Origin of the sequence: Microbacterium sp. PF5, from assembly GCF_004794315.1 — a bacterium.
In the GTDB taxonomy this organism is placed as follows: Bacteria; Actinomycetota; Actinomycetes; order Actinomycetales; family Microbacteriaceae; genus Microbacterium; species Microbacterium sufflavum.
Genome location: NZ_SSDQ01000171.1, coordinates 58,616 through 80,726 on the forward strand (window position 1 = coordinate 58,616; position 22,111 = coordinate 80,726).

A 22,111-nucleotide genomic window follows, 5' to 3' on the forward strand; every position below is an offset into this window, starting at 1 on the left:
ATGACCAACGAGGACCGACTCGCTCTTCCGCGTCCGATCCGCGAGCGGTTCGAGGCCGGCGACGCCGCGACCAGGGAGTGGGTGAGCGCCGTCCCCGCGGTCGCGCACGAGCTCTTCCAGCGGTGGGCGCTGCGACCCGACGGCGAGGTGCGGGCGGGGGAGGCGGGCCTCGTCGTGCCGGTGCGCGACGAGGAGGGCGCCCCGGCCGCGCTCAAGCTGCAGGTGCCGCGCGCCGAGACCACGGCGGCGATCCTCGGTCTCACCGGCTGGGACGGACGGGGTGCCGTCCGCCTTCTGGACAGCGACGAAACCCGGGGTGCCATGCTGCTCGAGCGCCTGGATGCCGAGCGGCCTCTCGCCGCGATCGACGACGACGACGAGGTCGTCCGGGTCATCGGCGACCTGCTGCGGCAGCTGCATCGCGCACCCGCCCCCGAGGGTCTTCCGCGCCTCGGGGTGGTCGCGGCGGAGATGATCGAGGCGGCGCCGGCCGCGGCGCGGGTGCTCGACGGCGACGACCGCACGCGACTCGACCGGTGGGTGCGCACCGTCGCGGAGGTGCAGCCCGAGCCCGGAGATCGCCTCCTGCACTGGGACCTGCACGACGGCAACGTGCTCGCCGCCGACCGTGCGCCGTGGCTGGCGATCGACCCCGAGCCGCTCGTGGGCGATCCCGGATTCGACCTCTGGCCCGCCCTGGACAGCCGGTGGAGTGCCGGCGGGGCGGCCGATGCCGGGCGCCTCGTGCGACGCCGCTTCGACATCCTGACCGAGATGCTCGACCTGGATCGCCGCCGCGCCGCCGCGTGGACGCGCGCGCGGCTGCTGCAGAACACGCTGTGGGACATCGAAGACGGTCACACCGCCGTCGGTGTCCCGGCGAAGGTCGTGGACGAGGCGCTCGCCTCCGTCGGCGTCGGCGGAGGGTCTTGACGGGAGAGGCACCCCGCCCAATACTTAGGTACATGCCTAAGTATCCCGACGACCTCGACGCCGTGCTCCGCGCCCTCGCGGACCCCACGCGCCGGGCGATCGTCGAGAGGCTCGCCTCATCGCCCGCCATCGTCTCGGAGCTCGCGGCGCCGTTCACGATGACGCTGCCCTCGCTGCTGCAGCACCTCGGAGTCCTGGAGGCCGCGGGGGTGATCACGTCGGAGAAGCAGGGCAGGGTCCGCACGGTCACCCTGCGCCCCGGCGGCCTCGACGTGCTCCACCTCTGGCTCGGCCAGCAGCGCACACCGGCCGAGCACAGCGCCGACCGGCTGGGCATCCACCTCGCCCGCACCGCCCCGAAGGAGCACTGACATGACCCGCGTCCGCATGGACCTGTTCGCCTCCCTGGACGGCTACACGCCCTCCGACCTCACGCCCGACAGCCCCATGGGGGAGGACTGGGGGCGCCTCACCGCGGCCTACGCGGGCACCCGCACGTTCCGCGAGAAGATCTTCGGCGACACCAGCGGCGCCGGAACCACCAGTGTCGACGACCGCTACGCCCGCGCGTTCTTCCAGGGCGTCGGGGCCGAGATCATGGGCGCCGGGATGTTCGGCCTCCACTCCCACCCCGACGACCCCGACTGGAAGGGGTGGTGGGGCGACACCCCGCCGTTCGGCACGCCCGTCTACGTGCTCACCCACACCGCCCCCCGCCCATCGATCCCGATGGACGGCGGCACCACGTTCCACTTCCGCGATGCCGCGATCGAGGACGTGCTCGCCGAGGCGTCCGACGCCGCGGGCGACCTCGACGTGCGCATCGGTGGCGGCTACCGCACGGCGCAGGCGTTCCTGCGCGCGGGACTCGTCGACGACCTGCACCTCCTGGTCGCGCCGCTCTTCCTCGGCCGCGGATACCGCCTGTGGGACGACCTGACCGGCTTCGAGAACACCTACACCGTGACGACGGAAGCGGCCGAGAGCGGCGTCGTCCACGTCACCCTGACGCGATAGGACACCGCGATGACGACGGAGCACCGGCTCGCACACTCCGGATTCACCCTCACCCGCGACTACCCCGCTCCGCTCGACCGGGTGTGGGCTGCCTTCGCGGACGAGGACCAGAAACGCGGATGGTGGGGCGACGCGGACGCCATCGAGGAGCGGGAGTGGGCGTTCGACTTCCGCGTCGGCGGGCGCGACGTCCACGAGGGGCGGTTCCACGACGGACCCGTGTCGCGGTACGTGGCCACCTACACCGACATCGTCGACCGGGTGCGGATCGTCACCGCGTACGACATGTGGCTGGACGGGGAGCACATGTCGACCTCGGTCGCATCCCTGGAGTTCGAGGCGGTCGACCTCGGCACGCGCTTCACCCACACCGAGCACGGTGTCTTCCTCGACCGGTTCTGGGACGACGGACCAGGGCGCGAGGCCGGGACGCGCGGGCTCCTCGACGCGCTCGGCTCCTTCCTCGCCTGAGCCCGAGGCCACCCAGGCCGCCTGAACGCCGCCCCGTGTTGGTAGCATCCCGCACATGAGCTCGCCGGAACCCGCCCCCTCTCGGCCGCCGCGCGACGAGGCCGTCGAGCGGGCCGCGCTCAAGGAGCGCGTGTACGCCACCTTCACCGGGCTCGCCATCGTGCTCGTGCAGAACGCGAACGCGGAGCACACCAGCGCCGCGCGGGCCACGGTCACCCTGCTTGTCGGCATCGTGGCGATCGCCCTCGCCGGGTTCGCGGCCGACCTGATCGCGCACCTCGCGACCCACGGCCGCTTCCCGCGCGGGGCTGAGCTGACGGAGCTGCTCCGGCTCACCGGCACCGCCATCGGCTCTGCCGCGATCCCTCTGCTCGTCCTGCTGGCCGCGGTGCTCGACTGGATCGAGCTGCAGACCGCGCTCACCATCGCGTCGGTGGTGTACCTGGCGATCCTGGGAGTCATCGGCTACGTCGCGGTCCGCCGCACGGGCCTGAGCGGGTGGAAGCAGCTGATCGCGATGGGGATCCTCGTGGGGCTCGGCGCTCTCGTCGTGGTCGTGCAGCAGCTCGCACACGGCCACTGAGCGACGGTCGCGGCGTCGGCCCCGTCGGGGGCGCGATCAGCCCTTGACCGCCCCGCCCAGTCCCGCCGAGCGCAAGAACACCGACTGGAACAGCAGGAACATCGCGATCGGGATGAGCGTCGCGATCGCGAGGGCCGCGAGGAACACGTCGAGCTCGGTCTGCGACTGCACCGCCGGGAGCCGCACCGACAGCGGCTGCACCGCGGGGTCGGGCAGCACCAGCATCGGCCACAGGTAGTCCTTCCACGCCGCGATGATCGCGAACACCGACACCACGCCGAGGATGGGCTTCGACATCGGCAGCACGATCGACCAGAACAGCCAGAACGGCCCGGCGCCGTCGGTGCGTGCCGCCTCGAACACCTCGCGCGGCAGCGAGTCGAAGAAGCGCTTCACCAGCAGGATGTTGAACGCGTTCGCCCCCATCGGCAGCCACACCGCGAGGTAGTTGTTGAGCAGGTTCACGTCGCCGGGCAGCGGCGGGTTCACGATCGTCAGGTACAGCGGCACCAGCAGCACGATCCCGGGGATGAACAGCGTCGCCAGCACGAGCGCGTTCAGGATCGGCGCGTAGCGGGGTCGCAGCACCGACAGCGCGTACCCGGCCGTGGTCGCGACGAACAGCTGCACGAACCAGGCGCCGAGCGCGATCACGACCGTGTTCAGGAAGTACTGGTCGATGTGGATGTCGTTCCACGCCGTCTCCAGGTTCGCCCAGTCGATGCCGTTCGGCCACAGCGCGAACGGCTGCTGGAGGGTGTCCTGGGTGGGGGTCACGGCGGACTTCGCGAGCCACAGGATCGGCCCGAGACCGGCCACCACGAGACCCACCGCGAGGAACACGTGCGTGAGGGTGAGGCCGACGCGGATGCCGGGGCGCCGGCGCTCGGAGGCGGAGATCACGGTCCGGTCGCCCACGGCGTCGGCGGCCCGGGCGGCCGCTCGTTCCGCGGCGCGGGAGGACAGGCGGGAGGACAGGCGGGTGGTGAGGCTCACGTCGTGCTCCAGCGGTCGGTCAGTCGGAAGTACGCCCAGGACAGGACGGCCAGCACGATCGCCAGCAGCACCGAGACCGCCGTGGCCTCGCCGTAGTCGCCGCCGAGGCTGTTCCGGAACGCCTTGTCGTAGATGTAGAGGAGCACGGTCTTGGTCGCGCCCGCCGGTCCGCCGCCCGTGAACAGGAACGGCTCGAGGAACACCTGCGCGGTGGCGATCACCTGCAGGATCAGCATGATGAAGAGGATGCCGCGCAGCTGCGGCAGCGTGACGTGCCACACCTTCTTCCAGATGCCGGCGCCGTCGACCTCCGCCGCGTCGTACAGCTCGGGCGGCACGCCGAGCAGCGCGGCCAGGTAGATGATGATCGATCCGCCGGCCCCGGCCCACGTGGCCTCCAGCACGAGTGACGGCATCGCCTGCACCGCGTCCTGGATCCACGGCTGCGGCGGGATGCCCACCCACCCGAGCACGGTGTTGAACACGCCGGACGGGTCGGCGCTGTAGAAGAACTTCCACAGCAGCACCGCGACGACGGGCGGGATCACGACCGGGAGGTAGGCGAGCGCGGAGTAGATGCCCTTGCCGCGGCGCACCTCGCTCATCAGCACCGCCATCAGCAGCGGCAGCGGGAAGCCGAACAGCAGCGCGAGCACCGCGAACCACAGCGTGTTGAGCACGGCACGGCCGAGCTCCGGGTCGCCGATCACCGCGAGGTAGTTGTCGAACCCGACCCACTCGGAGACGATCAGGTTCGTCTTCTGCAGGCTCATGATCACCGACTGCACGATCGGCGACCACGAGAAGAACACGAACACGAACAGCATCGGCAGCACGAACACGAGGTTCGCGAGCCCGCCGCCGCGCAGCCACGTGAGCGGCGAGCGGCGACGGGTCTTGCGCACAGCGGGCGGCGGAGGGGTGCCCGCCGCCGCCCGCTGCTCGGGGAGCGTCATCGTCATGGAGCGCTACTCGTCGAGCTTCGCCTGGGCGTCGGTCTGCGCCTGGGCGAGCAGGGCCTCGATGTCGGCGTCCTGCTGGGTGAGCACGGTCTGCACCACCGCGTCGAGCAGGGCGTAGACCTCCTGGGTCTTCACCTTCGGCTCGCCCACGGGCGTCTGGTCCCAGATGCGGTCGCTGAACGGCTTCATCTGGTCGACCGGAACGTTGATGTAGTCCGCGATCCACACCTGCGACTCGTCGTACAGCTGACGGCTGAGCACCGGCAGCAGCGGGGTACCAACGGCCTGCCCCGACTCGTCGAGGGTCTTCGCGTCCTGCACGGCCGCGTCCTCGTCCATCAGCTTCTGCATGTAGTACCAGTCGATCCAGGTGACAGCGGCGTCCTTGGTGGCGTCGTCGACCGTGGGGCTGATCACCGCGATGTCGCCGCCGCCGAGCGTGCCGGCGTCGTCGCCCTCCATCGGCACGACCGTCATGCCGTAGATCTCCGAGTCCATGCCGAAGTCGCGCACGAGGGCCGTGTAGATGTCGGAGCCCGAGGTGTACATGCCGATGTTGCCCGCGGCGAACTCCTGGTTGATGGTGCCCCAGTCGAGGTCGACCTTGGAGCCGAACGACCCGTCCTCCCACTTCACGTCGTGGAGGAACTGGAGGGCGGCCTTGGTGGCGTCGTTGTCGATCGTGGCCTCCGCGGTGCCGTCGCCGTTGTCGGTCTGCGTGCGTCCGCCGCGCGCGACGGTCTGCGAGGTGAGCTGCCAGCCGCCGGTGTTGTTGATCGCCATCTGCGCGTAACCGGCCTTTCCGGTGGCGTCGGTGATGGCCTTGGCAGCCTCGCGGATCTCGTCCCACGTCTGCGGCGGGTCGTCGGGGTCGAGTCCGGCCTGCTCGAACAGGTCGCGGTTGTAGTGCAGCGCGGCGGCGTAGGCCTGACGGGGGAAGCCGTAGATCTTGCCGTCGTCGCCCGTGACGCCCTCGAGGATGATCGGGTTGAACTTGTCGGTGTAGCCGAGCTCGTCGATCGCGTCGGTCACGTCCATGAGCTGTCCGTTCTCCAACAGGGTCTTGGAGTCGGTGAACGGCACGGTGAACACGTCGGGGAGGCTGCCGCCCGCGAGCTGCACGGCGAACGTCGGGCCCTCCCACTCGTACTCGACACCGATGATGTCGATGTCGGGGTGCTCCTTCTCGAACTGCTTCTCCTGGGCCGCGAACGCGTCGTACGCGGCGGCGTCGGCGCCGGGCGGGAACGTCGCGACGCGCAGCTCGAGCCTGCCGTCGGAGCCGGAACCGGTGTCGTTCGCGGAGCATCCGGCCAGTGCGCCCGCCGTGGCGAGCACGGCGACCCCGGCGATCAGGGCCTTCTTCGGTGACTTCATCGTCTGTCCTTCCATGTGATGCGGATCGGGTGGTGCGGGTCAGTGGGGCGCGCGACCGGTGCGCGCGGGGCGCAGCGTGAGCCACGCGGTGGCGTCCGCCGGGAGGGTGCCGTCGAGCGGCGTGCTGGACAGCAGCACCGCGTGGTGGGCGGGGAGCGGGATCGGCGTCGCGCTGAGGTTGGTGATGCTGACGGTGTCGTCGCCGCGGCGGAACGCGAGCACGTCGGATCCGAGCTCGAGCCACGACAGCTCGCCGTTCGCCAGGTCGCGCACCTCGCGGCGCAGCCGGATGGCCGCGCGGTAGAGGTGCAGGGTGGACGCGGGGTCGAGCTCCTGCGCGTCGACCGTGAGCCCGGCCCAGTCGGCGGGCTGCGGCAGCCACGGGGCGCCGCCGAACCCGTACGGGCTCGCGTCGCCCGCCCACGGCAGCGGCACCCGGCACCCGTCGCGGCCGGGGTCGACGCCGTGCGACCGGAAGTGCATCGGGTCTTCGATCGCGTCGAGCGGCAGCTCCACCTCGGGCAGCCCCAGCTCGTCGCCCTGGTACACGTACAGGCTGCCGGGCAGCGCCGCCACGAGGAGGGCTGCGGCGCGCGCTCGCCGGAGCCCGCGCGCGGTGTCGGTCGCGGTGCCGAAGCGCTTGCGCTCGAATGCGAACGACGAGTCGGCCTGCCCGTAGCGGGTGACGGGACGCGTGACGTCGTGGTTCGACAGCACCCAGGTGGCGGGGGCGCCGACCGGTGCGTGCTCGGCGAGGGTGCGGGTGATGGAGGCGCGCATGGCCGCGGCGTCCCACGGCTGGGTCATGAACCCGAAGTTGAACGCCGTGTGCATCTCGCCGGGTCGCAGGTACCGCGCGAAGCGCTCGGCGTCGTCGAGCCACACCTCGCCGACGAGCACGCGCTCTCCGGCGTAGTCGTCGGCCACGGCCCGCCACTCGCGGTAGATGTCGTGCAGCTCGTCGCGGTCGATGTGCGGGTGGCCCTCCGCGGGGGCGGAGCCTGCGGGCAGGTCGGGCAGCGCGGGGTCCTTCACCGGCAGGGCGGCGGAGTCGATGCGCACACCGGCGACGCCGCGGTCGAACCAGAAGCGCAGCACCTCCTCGTGCTCGCGGCGCACGTCGGGGTGGTTCCAGTTGAGGTCGGGCTGCTGCGGCGTGAACAGGTGCAGGTACCACTCGCCCGGTGTGCCGTCGGCGTTGCGCGTGCGCGTCCAGGTCTCGCCCTGGAAGCTCGACACCCAGTTGGTGGGGATGCCGGAGCCGTCGGCGCCGCGGCCGGGGTGGAACCAGAACCGTTCCCGCTCCGGGCTGCCGGGGCCGGCGGCCAGTGCCTGCCGGAACCACTCGTGGCGGTCGGAGATGTGGTTGGGCACGATGTCGACGATGGTGCGGATGCCGAGCTCGAGTGCCTCGGCGATCAGCAGCTCGGCCTCCTCCAGGGTGCCGAAGCGTGGGTCGATGGCGCGGTAGTCCTGCACGTCGTAGCCGCCGTCGGCGAGGGGGCTGCGGTACCAGGGGGTGAACCAGAGGGCGTCAACGCCGAGGCTCTTCAGATACCCGAGGCGGGAGCGGACGCCGGCGAGGTCGCCGATGCCGTCGCCGTTCCCGTCGGCGAAGCTGCGCACGTAGATCTGGTAGATCACCGCGGTGCGCCACCAGCCCTCGTCCGTCGGGGGGACGGGCCGGGAAGCGGGGGCGGTGCTGCGCAGAACGTCGGTGTCCACGGGTCTCCTCATCGACGGTGATGAGTTGAATGTAGCTTTCCGAAGGCATTGACGCAAGAACCGAACAAAAGAATGAAAAACAGAAAGGACTCAAGCCCGTGCGAAAGCCCCCGGGGGAGCCCGCGGGGGAGGAGCGGCGGAACGCCGCCGATTCAGTGCAGCGGACCGGTGGAGGCGCGCAGCACGAGCTCGGGCTCGAACAGCAGCTCGTCGGCGGCCTGCGGCGTGCCCGCGATCTGCGCGAGCAGCAGCTCGATCACGGCCCGGCCCATCGACTCGATCGGCTGGCGCACGGTGGTCAGCGGCGGCTCGGTGCAGCTCATCAGCGCCGAGTCGTCGAAGCCGACCACGCTCACGTCGCCCGGCACGGACAGCCCGGCGCGGCGGGCGGCGCGCACGGCCCCGAGCGCCATCGGGTCGCTCGCGCACACCAGGGCCGTGGCTCCGGCGGCGAACAGTCGCGCGGCCCCCGCCTGGCCCGACTCGAGCGAGTAGAGGCCGCGCGCCACGAGCTCGTCGCTGAGCGGAGAGCCGAGCTGGTCGAGCAGCCGGCGGGCGGCGTCGAGCTTGCGGCGCGAGGGGATGTGATCGTCCGGCCCGAGCAGCAGACCGATGCGCCGGTGCCCGAGCTGATGCACGTGGAGCACGGCCTGCTCCGCGGCCGCGACGTCATCGGTGGAGACGGTGGGGAACGGCAGCTCCGGCACGCGCGCGTTCACGAGCACGGTCGGCAGGTTCACCGCCCGCAGGCGCTCGTAGTGCTGGTGTGCGGCGTCGGCCTGGGTGTAGTTGCCGCCGAGGAACACCACGCCCGAGACCTGCTGGGCGAGCAGCAGGTCCACGTAGTCGGACTCGGTGACCCCGCCGGCGTTCTGCGTGCAGAGCAGGGGCGTGTAGCCGTTCTGGGTGAGCGCGCCGCCGACGATCTCGGCGAACGCGGGGAAGATCGGGTTCTGCAGCTCCGGCAGCACGAGACCGACCAGGCGCGCCCGCTCGCCGCGCAGCTTCGTGGGCCGCTCGTAGCCCAGCACGTCCAGCGCCGTGAGCACGGCCTGCCGGGTGGCGTCCGAGACGCCGGGCTTGTCGTTGAGCACGCGGCTGACCGTCGCCTCGCTCACGCCGACCTTGCGGGCCACCTCTGCCAGACGCATCGACATGCGCTCAGTGTACGCAAGTCCTTGCAAGATCGCGCAAGCGGGTTGCGCTCACTCGCCGGGGCTCGAACTCACTCCGGCTTCGTCCACGTGAGGCTGTAGCGGTAGTAGAACCGTCGTCGCACCCGGCTGCCCGGGAGGATCGTGGCAGCGGCGGTGCGGATGTGCGTGAGGGATTCGGACGGTCGTGCGGTCGTCATGTCCGGATAGCCGGACTCACGGTGCACCCCGCTCATGACCCGGATCGGGAGCAGCAACGCCCCGGAGATCGCCCAGTCGAGGACGCTCGCGTTTGCCGACAGGCCGACGATGCGGAGCTGTCCTCCCGGAGCGAGCAGGTCGCGCAGGCGTTCGAGTGCCGGGATCAGCGGCAGGTGATGCAGCGTGGCCACGCAGGTGACGAGATCGAACCGCTGCCCCTCCAGGTCGGGTGAGGTCAACAGGTCACCGTGGATAAGGCGCACGGGCGAGGACTGCGGGAACCGCTCCCTCGCTCGGGAGAGCGCCGCGGCGTCGGGGTCGATGCCCGTGACCTGGCTCGCCCTTCCCGCGAGCTTCTGAAGGAGGAGCCCGTCGCCGCAGCCGACGTCGAGCACTCGGGCCCCCTGGCGCACGGCGGCGACGAGTTCCCGGTGGTAGGCGGTGTTGTGATTCCAGTAGTCGTCCACGCTGCTCTAACCCGCGACGGCGGGGTCCCCCGCGAACGCGATCGCGCCCAGGAAGTTGTCGCTCGGGTCGCAGAACTTCAGGAACCGCGCGAAGCCCAGGTCCTCGATGCTGGCGATCTGCGTGTCGGACGCCCGCAGCCGCGCGGCCAGGTCGTCGAAGCGCTCCGTCTTGAGGAAGAGGGCCGGCTTCGTGTCGCCGTCCACGGTGACCCGCATCGGCGTGTACTCCGCCGCCTCCCAGAGCATGAGGTCGAGGCCGGGGTCCAGGCGCAGCATGGCGTAGGTCCCGTAGTGCGTGAGCACGCGGAAACCGAGCACGTCCGAGTACCAGCCGATGGCCTCGTCCAGGTTCTTCGCGGGCAGCTGGACATGGTCGAGGGCGGTGACGACGGGGGTCATGGGTGTCCTTCCGGGTGGGACTCCCAACCTATCCGCGGCCGCCGTGGGGAATGCCGCGTCCGATACCCGCCAGAACCTCGGGCGGCGGACTGCTGGGCTGAGGGGATGCACCCGCGAGCCCCCCGCCCTCCGCTGCCTCCGGCGTTCACGCGACTGTCCTGGTCGAGCGTCCTCACGCAGTTCGCCGAGCAGATCGCCCTGGTGGCCGTCCCGCTCGCAGCCGTGCTGCTGCTGGGCGCCGACGCCGCGGGCACGGCGCTGCTCCAGGTCGCGCAGACCCTCCCGTTCCTGCTGCTCGCCATCCCGTTCGGGCTCCTCGTCGACCGTTCGTCTCCGCGCCGGCTCCTCCTGCTGTCCGAGGCGCTGCGCGCGAGCACGCTCGTGGCGGTGATCGTCCTCCTCGCCCTCGACGCCCTGCGCTTCGAGTCGTTGCTGGCCCTCGGTTTCGCGGGAGCCGTGGGCACCATGGGCATCAGCGTCGCCGTGCCCGCCGCCGTTCCGCGCACCGTCTCGCGCGATCGCCTGGTCGACGCGAACCGGTGGCTGGAGCTCGGGCGCAGTGCGGCGTTCATCGGGGGGCCGGCCGTCGCCGGGGCGATCGTGTCGCTGGGCGGCGCCGACACCGCGTTCGTCGTGGCGACCGTCGCCTGCCTGGCCGCGCTGGCCGTGCTCGCGCGCACCGACATCCCCGCCCGCGTGGCCGCACCCCGCACGACACCCTGGCGCGACATCGGCGAGGGACTGCGCTTCGCGTTCTTCCATGCGCTGCTGCGGCCGATGATCGTGACCTCCTTCGTGTTCAACGTGGGGTGGTTTCTGCTGCAGTCGGTGTTCGTGGTCTACGCGCTCGACCGCCTCGGCATGACCCCCGCGACGGTCGGCGCCGCGATGGCCGTGTACGGCGGCGGCATGGTGATCGGCGCACTGCTCGCCCCGGTGCTGTCGCGACGGTTCGCGCTCGGCGCTCTGACGATGCTGGGGCCGCTCGGCGGGTTCGCCGCCGCGCTCCTGATGGCTGCGACGCTGTGGGTGCCGGCGCCGGCGTTCGCGTTCGCGGCGTATCTGCTGTTCGGGCTCGGGCCGGTGCTGTGGACCATCGGCACGACGTCGCTGCGTCAGGCGGTGACCCCGGTGTCGATGATCGGCCGGGTGTCGTCGGTGCTGGTCGTCGCCACGTACGGGGCCCGCCCGGTCGGCGCGGCGCTCGGGGCCGTGGTCGCCGCCGGGGTAGGAGTCGAGGCGTGCATCGTGCTGTGCACCGGGGTGTTCGCCGCGCAGCTCGGCTACGTCCTGCTCTCGGCGCTGCGCCGGGTGCGGGAGATCCCCGCCGACGCCGCGGACGCTGCGGTCGGGGCGACACCGCCGGACGAGTCCGCGGGCGGACGGACGGCACCCTCCGCCCGGGGGTCCGCGTCCGAGTAGTTCCGCGTCAGACCCGACCCGATGGCGTGCGCAGCGCCCTGGCCTCGGCCCGCGTGATGCGCGCCTGGACCACGGAGGCGACGCCCAGCGCGGCGCTCACCACCACCAGCCCCGCGACCACGAGGAACAGCACGTTCGCGTCGATCGTGTCGGACTGCCAGCGCGACAGATCGGCCGGGAGGGGGGCGGGCTCGCCGAGGATCGACGTGATCGCCGGATCGAGCACGAGCGTCGCGACCGCGCCGATCGCCGTGACGATCGCGGCGATCCCGAGTCCGTTCAGCGGGAGGTAGCGGATGACCAGCGCCGCGATCCAGACCGGGATCAGCGCGATCGCGGCGATCGGGACGGCGACGGTCGCCCAGCGGTCGGCCCGACCGAGCGCCGCGAGCAGGATGAGCAGGAACAGGAGGATCGCGACGGTGCCCACGACCAGCGTGAGCAGCACGTTCAGCTGCCGGACCGCCGCCGGAACAGCGGGCAGCGAGAGCCAGATCGGCGTGAACACCAGGACGATCGCCAGCAGCACCCCCGAGACGGCGATGAGCAGCCACGAGCCCTGCCCCGATCCCAGCCACACGACCAGCAGGAGCGCGAGCAGGCTCACGGTCGACGCGCCGAGTGAGCTCCAACCGGGATGCGGGATGCGCAGGAGGGGGAGCGTGGTGAGGCTGAAGGCGAGGGCGACCGCCGGCAGCACCACCCAGAACCAGGTGAGCGCGTGGGCGACCGAGAGGTTCACGATGAAGCACGTCACGATCGCGATGGCGTAGGCGATGAGCGTCGTCCACAGCACCGCCGACCGCCACTCGCGGTAGCTCTCGGCGTCTCGGCGGTCGGCGCGGCCCTCATGATCCTCGCTCGCGCGGACGAGCTCCTGCACGCCGACGTCCAACTCGCGGGCGAGGGCCGGGAGGAGGCTGATGTCGGGGTAGGAGAGTCCGCGTTCCCACTTCGACACCGCGGACTCGGTCACGTGCAGCATCGACGCGAGCTCCCGCTGCGTGCGCCCCGTCCCGCGGCGGTGCTCGGCGACGAAGTCACCGAAGTCCTGTTTGGCGCTGTGTGTCATGTTGCCGAGTCAAGCGCGCGGGCGGCGTGCGGTTCAACATCCCGGGGGAAGTGCGGACTCGACCGTTCGGCCAGTCCCGGAATCACGCGGGTGTGCGCCCGCCCGTCGCTCCATCGGACGACAGCCGCGGCTCGCCGATGCCGGAGGCGGTGAGGGCACCGAGGGTCTCGTCGAGCCACGCGATGCTCTCGGGAACCCAGCTCCGGGCGCGCGGCGAGAGGGGGCGCGGGTTCAGGTGCGCCGCCCCGGTCGAGAAACCGTGGGCACCGTACGAGTAGACGTGGGCCTCGAAGGGCACTCCGGCTCCGGCCAGCGCGGAGGCGAAGGCGAGCGTGTTCTCCACGACCGTCACGTCGTCGTCGCGCGTGTGGAAGAGGAAGGTGGGGGCGGTGTCGGCCGTGACGTGCTCCGCCGGGTAGGGCATGCCCGGTCGGCAGCGGTCGGCGATCTCCGGCAGGATCACCGGGTAGCCGAGGATCGCGGCGGCGGGCCGGTGCTCGGCCATGGTCGCCGCGACCGCCGCGAGGTGCCCGCCGGCGGAGAACCCGATGACGGCGATCTTCGTCGGGTCGAGGTGCCACGCCTCGGCGTTCGCCGTGAGCTGTGCCATCGCCTGCTCGTAGTCGTCGAGCGGGCGCGGCCAGGCTCCCTGATCGCCGACCGAATAGCGCAGCACGAACGCCTGATACCCCGCCGCGAGGAACGGGTAGGCGACGGGATCCGCCTCCCGGTCGCTGCAGTACTGGTAGCCGCCGCCGGGGAGGATCAGCACGGCCGGGCGCGCCGTGACCCCGGCGAACTCGCCGTCGACGGGCTGCACGTAGCAGGTGAGCGTGACGCCGCGCTCGGCGTTCAGGGTGACGGTCTCGCCGAGCATCGGGGCGGCCTTTCGGGGTGGGGGCGGGGTGGTCGTCAGGCTACCAAGCGCGGGACGTCGCCGGGGGAGCGCGGCGCTCACGCGCGCAGATACGGGTCGACGAGGAGCGGGCCCCGGATCTCGCGGAGCCGCTCGACGAGCCGATCGATCGCCGCCCGGCCGAGCCCCGTGAGCTGCACATCGTACGGGCCGAGGGGTTCGAGCGGACCGGTGCGCAGCCGCACGACCTCCCAGCCGGCGCCCCGCACCGCGCGGTCCTTGCGGCGGTCGGCCTCCTCGCGCTTGCCGACGTGCTCGAGCCCGTGACGGCCGACGGAGTCGTACTCGATCGCGACCCGCAGCTCGGGCAGCAGGATGTCGGGCCACACCTCGGTGTGCCGGAAGAACGGCCGCACGACCTTGATCGCGTTGAGGCCATCGGTGAACTCCAGCCGGTCGCGCAGCATCGCGCGCAGCTTCGCCTCGGCCGCCGACGCGGGCTTCGGCGCGCACGCGCTGAGGAACGGGGTGCCCTTCGGCAGGTCGGGGGTCTTTGTACACAGCGCGGGGGCGGGCTTCTTCGGGCGGGCGGGCAGCGCGCGAGCCTCGCCCAGCACCACCGGCTGCGGGCGGGCGAGCGCGGAGCACTCCGGACACCACGACGAACGCCGCCGCACGCGCCCCGGTCGTTCGCGCTGCTCGGTCGGGGTGGCCGCGAACCGGTGCCCGAGCGGACACTCCCAGCACAGCAGCACGTCGGCGGCCAGCGGCACCTGCGACAGCGCGATGCCGTGGTTCAGCTCCGGGTGGTACTGGCGGACGAGCTCGGGATACGCCGACCACGCCGACCGGTAGGTGCCCACCGCGTAGGGCACGGCGGCACCGCGCGAGAACTGGCGTCTCGCCCACCACGTCGGCACGGGATCTGGCATGCGGGAGACGGTAGGCGCGGCCTCCGACATCGGTCGCGGATGTCGGAGGTCGACGGCAGACTCCCCGCATGGACACCCTCGCCCTGCGGCCGTGGTCGCCCGCCGACCTGCCGCTGCTGCACGCCGCCAACACCCCGGAGATGACCGCGCATCTCAACGGACCGGAGAGCGAGGAGGAGATCCTGGCGCGTCACGAGCGGTACCTCCGGCTGCAGCGCGACGGCGAGGCGCGGATGTTCGCGATCGCCGACGAGAGCGGTACGCCGCTCGGCTCGATCGGGCGGTGGAAGGTCGAGGGGAGCGCGGGCCCCTCGTGGGAGACCGGGTGGTTCGTGCTGCCCGCGGCGCAGGGGCGGAGGGTCGCCGCGCGGGCGCTGTCCCTCCTCGTCGCGGAGGCGCGCGAGCACCACGAGGGCCGGAGGCTGCTGCTCGCGTTCCCCGCGGTCGACAACCCGGCCTCCAACGCGGTGTGCCGCCGCGGCGGGTTCGAGCTCGTGGGCGTGGCGACCGAGCGGTTCCGCGGGGCCGACCTCACCGTGAACGAGTGGGCGCTCGACCTCACCGCGACCCCTCGCGCGACCTGAGCCGCCGCGCCCGCGTCAGCGCCGCACGCGCGCCCTGGTCTTCGCGACGCCCGCGAGGGTCGCCCGCACGGGGGTGCCGAGGTAGAGGCCGAGGGAGGCGCCGGAGGCGAGCGCGATGCCGATCACCGCGGCGTCGATGAGCGAGCCGCCCGTGGCGAGCATCCCGGCGGAGGTGCCCGCCGCGTGCACCATCTCCAGCAGCCCCTGGAACACCGCGACCCCGGGCACGAGCGGCACGATCGCGGCCGTCGTCACCGCGACCGACGGCACGTGCAGGTTGTGCGCGATCAGCATGCCGACGAAGCTCGCCAGCAGCGCGCCGACCGCGCTCGCCGCCGCGGGGTGGAGGTGCAGCGCCACGGTGCCCGCGTACCCGGCGATCGTCAGGGCGCTCAGCAGCGCGCTCACCAGGATGATCCGCAGTCCCGCGCCGTTGAACACCGCCACGGCGACCGCGATGATGACGGCACCGGCGAACTGGTTCAGCAGCGGCCCGAACGGGGCGGGGTCGTCGGGCAGCCCCATCGTGAAGCCGAGCACGCCGCCCAGCTCCAGTCCGACGAGGATGCCGATCACGACACCGAGGGTCTGCATCGTGAGGTCGAGGATGCGACCGCCCGCGGTGAGCGCGAAACCGTCGATCGCGTCCTGCGCGGCACCGACCACGGTGAGTCCGGCGAGCATGAGCACGATGCCGGACGCGACGATGATCGACGGCCGGATGCCCACGAAGGGCTCGACGCCGGCGCTGCCCAGCGCGGACACCGCGACCGCGACGACCGTCGTCACGAACCCGCCCGCGATCTGGCTGAAGAACAGGGGCACCCGCAGCCGCGCGAGCCCGGCCTGGGTGAGCGCGGCGCACAGGGCCGCGACGAACGTGAGCCCGACGATGATCGGGGAGGCGCCCAGCATGATGCTCACGCCCACCGCGAGCAGCGCACGGGCCACGATCACGACCGGCTGCTGGTAGCGGAACGGCATCCGCCGGATCACGCGGAAGGCGGTGCGGGCCGACTCCAGGTCGAGCCCGGCGTCGATGTCGGCGACCAGGGCCTGCACGCGCTGCAGCTTGGCGTGGTCGGGGGCGGCGACCCGCACCACGCGCACCAGGGTCTCCGGCCACACCTCTCCGCTGAGGTGGAACGACACCGTGATCGAGTTGTAGGTGACATCGACCTGCACGCCCTTGAGCCCGTACGCCTCGCACACGCGGGTGATCGCGAGGGTCACCTCGTGCGCGGACGCCCCCACCGCGAACATCGACTCGCCGATGCGGGTCGCGAGGTCGAGCACGCGCGGCACGGTGCGCTCGTCGATGACGGGCAGGGCCTCGGTGTGCGCGACGCTCGACGGGTCGGTGTGCAGCAGCCGGCGGACCGAGGAGAGCAGTCGCTGGGGAGAACGCGCGGACATGGAGTCCATTCTCCCGCGCCGCGAGGGCGCCCCCGATCGGCGGGCGGCGGTCAGGCGCGGCGCAGCTGGGCGGCGGCGGGGCAGTCGAACGGGTCGCGCGCGGCGAGCCCCACCCGGTTGAGGTAGTCGATCACGATCGCGTAGGAGCGCACGAGGCTCGTCTCGGTGTACGCGATGCCGTTGGCGGCGCAGTAGTCGCGCACGATCTCCCGCGCCTTCGCCAGGTGCAGGCGCGACATGTTGGGGAACAGGTGGTGCTCGACCTGGTGGTTCAGGCCGCCCATGAGCCAGGTGACCCAGCGGCCGCCGTGGATGTTGCGCGAGGTGCGCACCTGCTTGGAGAAGAAGTCGAGCTTGGCGTCGGGCGCGATGATCGGCATGCCCTTGTGGTTCGGGGCGAACGACGCGCCCATGTACACGCCGAACACCGCGAGCTGCACCCCGAGGAACGCGAACGCCATCCCGAGCGGCAGCATGAGGAACACCGGGATCAGGATGATCGCGAACCGGGCGACGATGAGCGACAGCTCGATCCAGCGGCCCTTCACGTTCTTGCGGGTGAGCAGGTGCTTGAGGCCGATGTAGTGCAGGTTGAGGCCCTCGAGCGTGAGCAGCGGGAAGAACAGCCAGCCCTGCTTGCGGGTGATCAGCCGCACGAGGCCGCGGGACTGCGCGGCATCGGTCTCGAGGAAGGAGATCGTGTCGACCTCGATGTCGGGGTCGCGGCCGACCTGGTTCGGGTTGCCGTGGTGGCGGGTGTGCTTCGAGTCCCACCAGTGGTAGCTCATGCCGACGATCCCGGCGAGGATGCGCGCGAGGCGGAAGTTCGCGGGACCGGACGACAGGATCTGCCGGTGCGCTGCCTCGTGCGCGAGGAACGCGATCTGCGTGAAGACGATGCCGAGCGCCGCCGCGATGAGCAGCTGGAACCAGCTGTCGCCGAGCAGCAGGAAGCCGGTGACGCAGCCGGCGAGGGCCAGCAGCAGGGCGCCGCCGACGAGCGAGTAGAACACGGGGGTGCGCTGCAGCAGCCCGGTCTCCTTCACCACCTGCTGCACGTCGCGGTACGCCCGTGTCATCGGGGGGAATTCGGCGGTGCCCGCGTAGGTCTGGCGGACGGGGCCGAGGGTGGAGGCGGGGGAGGCGGTTCGGGTGAGAGAGATGATGCTCTCCTGTCGATCGGGAGCCCTTGAGCTGTGGAAGCCAAGGGCGGATGCCGATCGCTGTCCTCAGGCTAACCCGGCCCGCATACGCCGCACGGCATGCGTCGAAGCGGCTCCGCAGACGACGAGAGCGGGGTGGCCGGATGGCCACCCCGCTCCCGTCGAGCACCGTCGACTACTCGGCGTTCATGTCGCTCCGACGACGGCGGGCGACGACGTACACGCCGCTGCCGACCAGCAGGAGCAGGAGCGCGATCGGCACCGACCACACCGGCAGCTCGCCACCGGTGGTGGCCAGGCCCGGCGTCGGCGGCACGTCGTGCTCGGTGCGGCACGGCTCGTTGGCCGCGCAGCCGCCGCGCGGGTCGTCGGTGGTGACGACGTTGTCGATGTCGCCATCACCGTTGCCCGTGACGGTCACCGAGTAGGTGATCGTCACCACGTCACCCGCGACGAGGTCGCCGGTCCAGGTGAGGTCCACGCCGTCACGGGTCACGGTCCCCGCGGACGCGACCGCATCGTCGTTGTACGTGGCGTCGTCGAGCACCGCGGTCAGATCGTCGAGGATCCGCGCACCGGGGATCGGTCCGACGCCGGTGTGGCGCACCGTCAGGGTGTAGTCGATCACGTCGCCGCGGTCGACCCGTCCCGGTGCGGGGTCCGATGTCTTCTCGAAGGTGTACGCGCCGACCTGGTGCACCGTGGCGCAGTCGGTCTCGCTCTGGCAGCCCGGGCTCGTGACCACGTTGGGCAGCTGCCCGTCACCCGATCCGATCGCCCCGACGGTCACGGAGTACGTGATCGTCGCGATCTCGCCGGGCGCGAGCGTCGCGTTCCAGGTGAGGTTCGCGCCGTCCATCGCCACCGTGCCGAGGCTCGCCGCCACGTCGCCGTTGTACGACGCGTCGTCGAAGACACCGGTCAGGTCGTCCGACAGCAGTGCGGCCACCGATCCGGCACCGTCCTGCGTGACCGTGATCGTGTAGTCGATCACCTGGCCGGCCGCGACCGTCGTGCCCGACACCGGGTCCGAGCTCTTCACGACGGCGTAGGTGCCGGTGTAGTGCTCGGTGGTGCACACCGACTCGGATTCGCAGCCGGGGCTGGTCACGACGTTGGTGAGCGTCGTGTCGCCACCCTCGACGACGGTGACCGAGTAGGTGATCGTCACCACGGCGCCGGGAACCAGGTCGCCCGTCCAGGCGAGCTGTGCCGTCGCCGGGTCGAACGTCGCGGCACCGCTGGTGGCGGTGATCGTGTCGTCCCACGTGGCGTCGTCCAGCACCTCGGACAGGTCGTCCGTGAGCGTCGCGCCCGTCACGGCGGCGAGGCCCGACTGGGTGACGGTCACGGTGTAGGTGATCGTGTCACCCGTGGCGACGTCGGTGCCCGGGGCGGGATCGGAGTCCTTCACGACGGAGTAGGAACCCGCGAGGTGGTTCGTCGTGCAGTCCTCCGGCGTGAGGCAGCCCGGGCTGGTGACCGTGTTGGTCAGGCTGGTGTCGCCCGCGGCGGTCACGGTCACCGAGTAGGTGATCGTGACGACGTCGCCCACGGCCAGGTCGCCGGTCCAGCTCAGCTCCTGCGTGTCCTCGTCGTAGTCGAGGTCGCCGGCGGAGACCTCCGCGTCGTCGTTCCACGTGGCGTCGTCGAGCACCTCGGGCAGCTCGTCGGTGAGGACGGCGTCCTGCACCGCCCCGCTGCCGGTCTGCGTCACCGTCACCGTGTAGGTGATGACGTCCCCCGGCTGGACGGCCGTCCCCGGTGCGGGGTCGGACGTCTTGACCACGGAGTACGCCCCGACGAAGTGCTCCGTGGAGCAGACGTCGGCGGTGGCACAGCCCGGGCTGGTGACGACGTTGAGCAGGTCGGTGTCTCCGGCGCCGCTGACCCCGACCGAGTAGGTGATCGTGGCCACCTCGCCCGGCTGGAGCGTGCCGTTCCACGTGAAGGCGTTCGTCGCGGGATCGAACGACGCGGTGCCGAGGTCGGCCGCCAGGTCGCCGTTCCACACGGCGTCGTCGAGCACCCCGGTCAGGTCGTCCGTGAGCACGGCGTCGACCGCGCCCGTACCCGCCTGGGTGACGGTCACCGTGTAGGTGATGGTGTCACCGGGAGCCACGTCGGTGCCCGACGCGGGGTCGGACTCCTTGACCACCGAGTAGGTGCCGTACAGGTGCGTCGTGCCGCACGTCTCGGGCGAGGCGCACCCGGGGCTGGTGACCTGGTTGATCAGCGACTGGTCGCCGTCTCCGGTGACGGTCACCGAGTAGGTGATCGTCACGACGGCGCCGGGGGCCAGGTCGCCCGACCAGTCCAGCTGCTCGCTGTCCTGGTCGAAGGACACCGTGCCGGCGGAGGCGACGAGGTCGTCGTTCCAGGTGGCGTCGTCGAGCACGTCGGAGAGGTCGTCGGTCAGCGTCGCGCCGTCCACGGAACCCTGACCGGTCTCGGTGACGGTGACGGTGAACGTCAGCTTCTGATCGTCGGACACGGTCGTACCGGACGCGGGGTCCGAGGTCTTCACCACGGAGTACGCGCCGATCGGGTGCACCGTCGAGCAGTCGTCCGCGGTCGCACAGCCGGGGCTGGTGACCACGTTGCCGAGACTGTAGTCGCCCGCGGGCAGGTCGGACATGTCGTCGACGGTCACGGAGTAGGTGATCGTCGCGGTCCCGCCCACGGGGAGGGTGCCGTTCCACGACAGGGTGGTTCCGGTCACGTCGACCGTTCCCGTGCTGGCGGTGACGTCGCCGTTGTACGCGGCGTCGTCGAGCACGTTCGCGAGGTCGTCGGTGAGCGTGGCGTCCGCGGGGACGTTGCCCGCCTGTGCCACGTCGATCGTGTAGGTCACCACGTCACCCGACTGGACCGACTCGCCGTCGGCCGGGTCGGACGACTTCACCACGGTGTAGTTCGCCGCGGGTGCGACGATGATCTGCTCCTGCTCGTCGACCGGCGTGAAGGTCCAGTCGTCGATGTGGCGCACGTCGCCCCAGGGGCCGTCGACGCCGTTGTTCGCGTTGTTGGGCTGGATGCTCAAGTCGCAGGGCCAGCCGTGCACGCCGCCGGGGACAGCGCTCGCGGTCCCCGCCCGTCCGTCCATCACGGGCGGAAGGCAGTCCGTGCGGTGATTCGCGAGCTCCAGGGTCGTGTCGTTCCAGTACAGGGTGGACGACCCGGCCGCCGGGCCGTTGATCGCGGTCACGGAGATGCCGCCGCGGCTCTCGATGTCGGAGTTGACGAAGTGGATCTCACCCGCCTTGGAGATACCGGCGCGCGCGGCGAACTGCGTCGTCGCGGGAATCGGTGCTCCGAAGGCGTCGAGTCCGTCGAAGGACACCGTCTGCACGCCGTCCCCGTTGACCGCCACGGCGATCAGGCGATCGCCCGCGGTTCCGTAGAAGCCGTCGGCGTCCGCGTCGACCCAGAGGTCGACCGAGCCGACGTGACCGCTCGTGGTGAAGGTGAACGTGCCGGCGCGCGTGTCGTTGCCGGCGGGCGCGAACGCGAAGCCGGAGATGTCCGGTGTTTCCGGCGCGGGCAGCACGAAGTGGCTGCCGTCCACGGCAGAAGCCGACGCGGGGAGGTCGGCCGCGGGCGTCTCGAAGAAGATGTGGTACGGCACACCGCACGAGTCGCTCGGCTCGATGCCGGGGATCTCCGAGCCGGTGGGCGCTCCCATGGCCGCGCTGCCGTAGTACGGCGTGCACGTCCCTGGCAGCACGTTGCCGAACTGGTTCACCTGGAACCGGCTCGAGATGCCGCGGAAGTCCGAGTACGTCGACCGGTACTGGTAGCCCGTCGAGTCGACGTACCAGAGGTCGAAGGTCGCCGGTTCCGTGTCTTCCATGATGAAGTCGTCGGACCACACGCGGCCGGGGATCGGCGTGCCGCCCGAGCTGACGGTGATGTTCCACTGGAAGGTGCCGGCGGCGGCCTGCGAGTCGGCGACGGGACGGACGAAGTCGATCGTCCAGATGCCGCTGACCGCCGCCGTCTGGGTGCCGAACGTGCAGGCGGTGCCGACGACCGCGTCGGCGGCCACGGTGCACTCGAACGTCTCACCGGACGGCGATGTGGCCCGGAGCGTGGCCGACTGGGATCCGACCCCTCGCACGAGCTTCGAGATGTCGCCGGTGAGCTGTTCGCCGGCGTTGACATAGGCGAAGAACTGGTTGGTCTGACGAAGCGTCGTCGTGCCCCAGCTCTGGGTGGCCTCGGCGCTCGGAGCGGGGCCTCCGAGCGTGCTCACCCCGACCAGTGCCGAGGTGACGAAGAGCGATGCCAGGAGCATGCTCGTGAATCGGCGCACGCGACCGGGTGGTCGCGAGAGTACTGCTGCTGTGGAATCCACGGGTATCCCTTCAATGATTGGTCG

At 71.4% G+C, this 22,111-nt stretch carries 20 protein-coding genes; 7 read left to right on the forward strand and 13 right to left on the reverse strand.

Going from position 1 to position 22,111, the window contains the following annotated elements:
• From DW297_RS17365 to DW297_RS17385, 5 genes are read left to right on the forward strand one after another with little or no spacing between them, the layout of a single operon-like run.
• Entirely contained in the window at positions 1 to 933 is a 933-nt protein-coding gene (locus DW297_RS17365) for an aminoglycoside phosphotransferase family protein (RefSeq protein WP_136034742.1), read from the forward strand.
• A 32-nt stretch (positions 934 to 965) separates the two neighbouring features.
• The gene (locus tag DW297_RS17370; protein WP_136034744.1) at positions 966 to 1,304 is read left to right on the forward strand and encodes an ArsR/SmtB family transcription factor; all 339 of its coding nucleotides are present in this window, start codon (positions 966 to 968) and stop codon (positions 1,302 to 1,304) included.
• A 1-nt stretch (position 1,305) separates the two neighbouring features.
• The gene (locus tag DW297_RS17375; RefSeq protein ID WP_136034746.1) at positions 1,306 to 1,950 is read left to right on the forward strand and encodes a dihydrofolate reductase family protein; all 645 of its coding nucleotides are present in this window, start codon (positions 1,306 to 1,308) and stop codon (positions 1,948 to 1,950) included.
• A gap of 9 nt (positions 1,951 to 1,959) precedes the next feature.
• On the forward strand, positions 1,960 to 2,421 hold the full coding sequence (locus DW297_RS17380; protein WP_136034748.1) for an SRPBCC domain-containing protein: 462 nt from the start codon (positions 1,960 to 1,962) through the stop codon (positions 2,419 to 2,421).
• A 55-nt stretch (positions 2,422 to 2,476) separates the two neighbouring features.
• A complete protein-coding gene (locus DW297_RS17385) occupies positions 2,477 to 3,004 on the forward strand; it encodes a hypothetical protein (RefSeq protein ID WP_136034750.1) in 528 nt (175 codons plus the stop codon).
• Positions 3,005 to 3,040: 36 nt separating this feature from the next.
• On the opposite strand, the gene DW297_RS17390 is transcribed toward DW297_RS17385, so the two are convergent.
• The 7 genes from DW297_RS17390 to DW297_RS17420 form a co-directional block, all read right to left on the reverse strand.
• Entirely contained in the window at positions 3,041 to 4,000 is a 960-nt protein-coding gene (locus DW297_RS17390) for a carbohydrate ABC transporter permease (protein WP_136034753.1), read from the reverse strand.
• The gene (locus DW297_RS17395) at positions 3,997 to 4,962 is read right to left on the reverse strand and encodes a carbohydrate ABC transporter permease (protein WP_205828325.1); all 966 of its coding nucleotides are present in this window, start codon (positions 4,960 to 4,962) and stop codon (positions 3,997 to 3,999) included. Before DW297_RS17395 ends, DW297_RS17390 begins: the two co-directional genes overlap by 4 nt.
• Positions 4,963 to 4,968: 6 nt before the next feature.
• A complete protein-coding gene (locus DW297_RS17400; RefSeq protein WP_136034755.1) occupies positions 4,969 to 6,339 on the reverse strand; it encodes an ABC transporter substrate-binding protein in 1,371 nt (456 codons plus the stop codon).
• 39 nt (positions 6,340 to 6,378) lie between these two features.
• Positions 6,379 to 8,076 (reverse strand): glycoside hydrolase family 13 protein, encoded by a 1,698-nt coding sequence (locus DW297_RS17405; protein ID WP_136034757.1) that lies wholly within the window; start codon positions 8,074 to 8,076, stop codon positions 6,379 to 6,381.
• A 140-nt stretch (positions 8,077 to 8,216) separates the two neighbouring features.
• Positions 8,217 to 9,221: a LacI family DNA-binding transcriptional regulator gene (locus tag DW297_RS17410; RefSeq protein WP_136034759.1), complete on the reverse strand. Its 1,005-nt coding sequence runs from the start codon at positions 9,219 to 9,221 to the stop codon at positions 8,217 to 8,219.
• A 68-nt stretch (positions 9,222 to 9,289) separates the two neighbouring features.
• Entirely contained in the window at positions 9,290 to 9,886 is a 597-nt protein-coding gene (locus DW297_RS17415) for a class I SAM-dependent methyltransferase (protein ID WP_136034761.1), read from the reverse strand.
• Between the two features lie 6 nt (positions 9,887 to 9,892).
• A complete protein-coding gene (locus DW297_RS17420; RefSeq protein WP_136034763.1) occupies positions 9,893 to 10,285 on the reverse strand; it encodes a VOC family protein in 393 nt (130 codons plus the stop codon).
• A gap of 105 nt (positions 10,286 to 10,390) precedes the next feature.
• Between DW297_RS17420 and DW297_RS17425 the strand changes: the two genes are divergently transcribed.
• Positions 10,391 to 11,707 carry an MFS transporter gene (locus tag DW297_RS17425; protein WP_136034765.1) on the forward strand — a complete coding sequence of 439 codons (1,317 nt, stop codon included), beginning with the start codon at positions 10,391 to 10,393 and terminating at the stop codon, positions 11,705 to 11,707.
• A gap of 7 nt (positions 11,708 to 11,714) precedes the next feature.
• Here DW297_RS17425 and DW297_RS19130 read toward each other — a convergent pair whose 3' ends face one another.
• From DW297_RS19130 to DW297_RS17440, 3 genes are all read right to left on the reverse strand, one after another.
• Positions 11,715 to 12,779 (reverse strand): helix-turn-helix domain-containing protein, encoded by a 1,065-nt coding sequence (locus DW297_RS19130; protein WP_205828326.1) that lies wholly within the window; start codon positions 12,777 to 12,779, stop codon positions 11,715 to 11,717.
• A gap of 82 nt (positions 12,780 to 12,861) precedes the next feature.
• A complete protein-coding gene (locus tag DW297_RS17435; protein ID WP_136034767.1) occupies positions 12,862 to 13,656 on the reverse strand; it encodes an alpha/beta hydrolase in 795 nt (264 codons plus the stop codon).
• Between the two features lie 77 nt (positions 13,657 to 13,733).
• On the reverse strand, positions 13,734 to 14,567 hold the full coding sequence (locus DW297_RS17440) for a zinc-ribbon domain-containing protein (protein WP_136034769.1): 834 nt from the start codon (positions 14,565 to 14,567) through the stop codon (positions 13,734 to 13,736).
• Between the two features lie 68 nt (positions 14,568 to 14,635).
• Here DW297_RS17440 and DW297_RS17445 point away from each other — a divergent pair, with 68 nt between their 5' ends.
• Entirely contained in the window at positions 14,636 to 15,151 is a 516-nt protein-coding gene (locus tag DW297_RS17445) for a GNAT family N-acetyltransferase (RefSeq protein ID WP_136034771.1), read from the forward strand.
• A gap of 15 nt (positions 15,152 to 15,166) precedes the next feature.
• On the opposite strand, the gene DW297_RS17450 is transcribed toward DW297_RS17445, so the two are convergent.
• From DW297_RS17450 to DW297_RS17460, 3 genes are all read right to left on the reverse strand, one after another.
• On the reverse strand, positions 15,167 to 16,567 hold the full coding sequence (locus DW297_RS17450) for a threonine/serine ThrE exporter family protein (protein WP_136034773.1): 1,401 nt from the start codon (positions 16,565 to 16,567) through the stop codon (positions 15,167 to 15,169).
• A 50-nt stretch (positions 16,568 to 16,617) separates the two neighbouring features.
• Complete coding sequence (locus DW297_RS17455; protein ID WP_136034775.1) at positions 16,618 to 17,646, reverse strand: fatty acid desaturase family protein; 1,029 nt, start codon at positions 17,644 to 17,646, stop codon at positions 16,618 to 16,620.
• A 259-nt stretch (positions 17,647 to 17,905) separates the two neighbouring features.
• Positions 17,906 to 22,027, reverse strand: a complete 4,122-nt coding sequence (locus DW297_RS17460) for a DUF7927 domain-containing protein (protein WP_136034777.1) — start codon at positions 22,025 to 22,027, stop codon at positions 17,906 to 17,908.
• Positions 22,028 to 22,111 lie beyond the last annotated feature (84 nt).

Bases quoted from the DNA above. Each gene is read 5' to 3' on its own strand.
- DW297_RS17410 (WP_136034759.1), bottom strand. From the start codon at position 9,221: ATGTCGATGCGTCTGGCAGAGGTGGCCCGCAAGGTCGGCGTGAGCGAG.
- DW297_RS17400 (WP_136034755.1), bottom strand. From the start codon at position 6,339: ATGAAGTCACCGAAGAAGGCCCTGATCGCCGGGGTCGCCGTGCTCGCC.
- DW297_RS17445 (WP_136034771.1), top strand. From the start codon at position 14,636: ATGGACACCCTCGCCCTGCGGCCGTGGTCGCCCGCCGACCTGCCGCTG.
- DW297_RS17375 (WP_136034746.1), top strand. From the start codon at position 1,306: ATGACCCGCGTCCGCATGGACCTGTTCGCCTCCCTGGACGGCTACACG.
- DW297_RS17450 (WP_136034773.1), bottom strand. From the start codon at position 16,567: ATGTCCGCGCGTTCTCCCCAGCGACTGCTCTCCTCGGTCCGCCGGCTG.
- DW297_RS19130 (WP_205828326.1), bottom strand. From the start codon at position 12,779: ATGACACACAGCGCCAAACAGGACTTCGGTGACTTCGTCGCCGAGCAC.
- DW297_RS17385 (WP_136034750.1), top strand. From the start codon at position 2,477: ATGAGCTCGCCGGAACCCGCCCCCTCTCGGCCGCCGCGCGACGAGGCC.
- DW297_RS17420 (WP_136034763.1), bottom strand. From the start codon at position 10,285: ATGACCCCCGTCGTCACCGCCCTCGACCATGTCCAGCTGCCCGCGAAG.
- DW297_RS17425 (WP_136034765.1), top strand. From the start codon at position 10,391: ATGCACCCGCGAGCCCCCCGCCCTCCGCTGCCTCCGGCGTTCACGCGA.
- DW297_RS17455 (WP_136034775.1), bottom strand. From the start codon at position 17,646: ATGACACGGGCGTACCGCGACGTGCAGCAGGTGGTGAAGGAGACCGGG.
- DW297_RS17395 (WP_205828325.1), bottom strand. From the start codon at position 4,962: ATGACGATGACGCTCCCCGAGCAGCGGGCGGCGGCGGGCACCCCTCCG.
- DW297_RS17380 (WP_136034748.1), top strand. From the start codon at position 1,960: ATGACGACGGAGCACCGGCTCGCACACTCCGGATTCACCCTCACCCGC.
- DW297_RS17460 (WP_136034777.1), bottom strand. From the start codon at position 22,027: ATGCTCCTGGCATCGCTCTTCGTCACCTCGGCACTGGTCGGGGTGAGC.
- DW297_RS17405 (WP_136034757.1), bottom strand. From the start codon at position 8,076: ATGAGGAGACCCGTGGACACCGACGTTCTGCGCAGCACCGCCCCCGCT.
- DW297_RS17440 (WP_136034769.1), bottom strand. From the start codon at position 14,567: ATGCCAGATCCCGTGCCGACGTGGTGGGCGAGACGCCAGTTCTCGCGC.
- DW297_RS17435 (WP_136034767.1), bottom strand. From the start codon at position 13,656: ATGCTCGGCGAGACCGTCACCCTGAACGCCGAGCGCGGCGTCACGCTC.
- DW297_RS17365 (WP_136034742.1), top strand. From the start codon at position 1: ATGACCAACGAGGACCGACTCGCTCTTCCGCGTCCGATCCGCGAGCGG.
- DW297_RS17370 (WP_136034744.1), top strand. From the start codon at position 966: ATGCCTAAGTATCCCGACGACCTCGACGCCGTGCTCCGCGCCCTCGCG.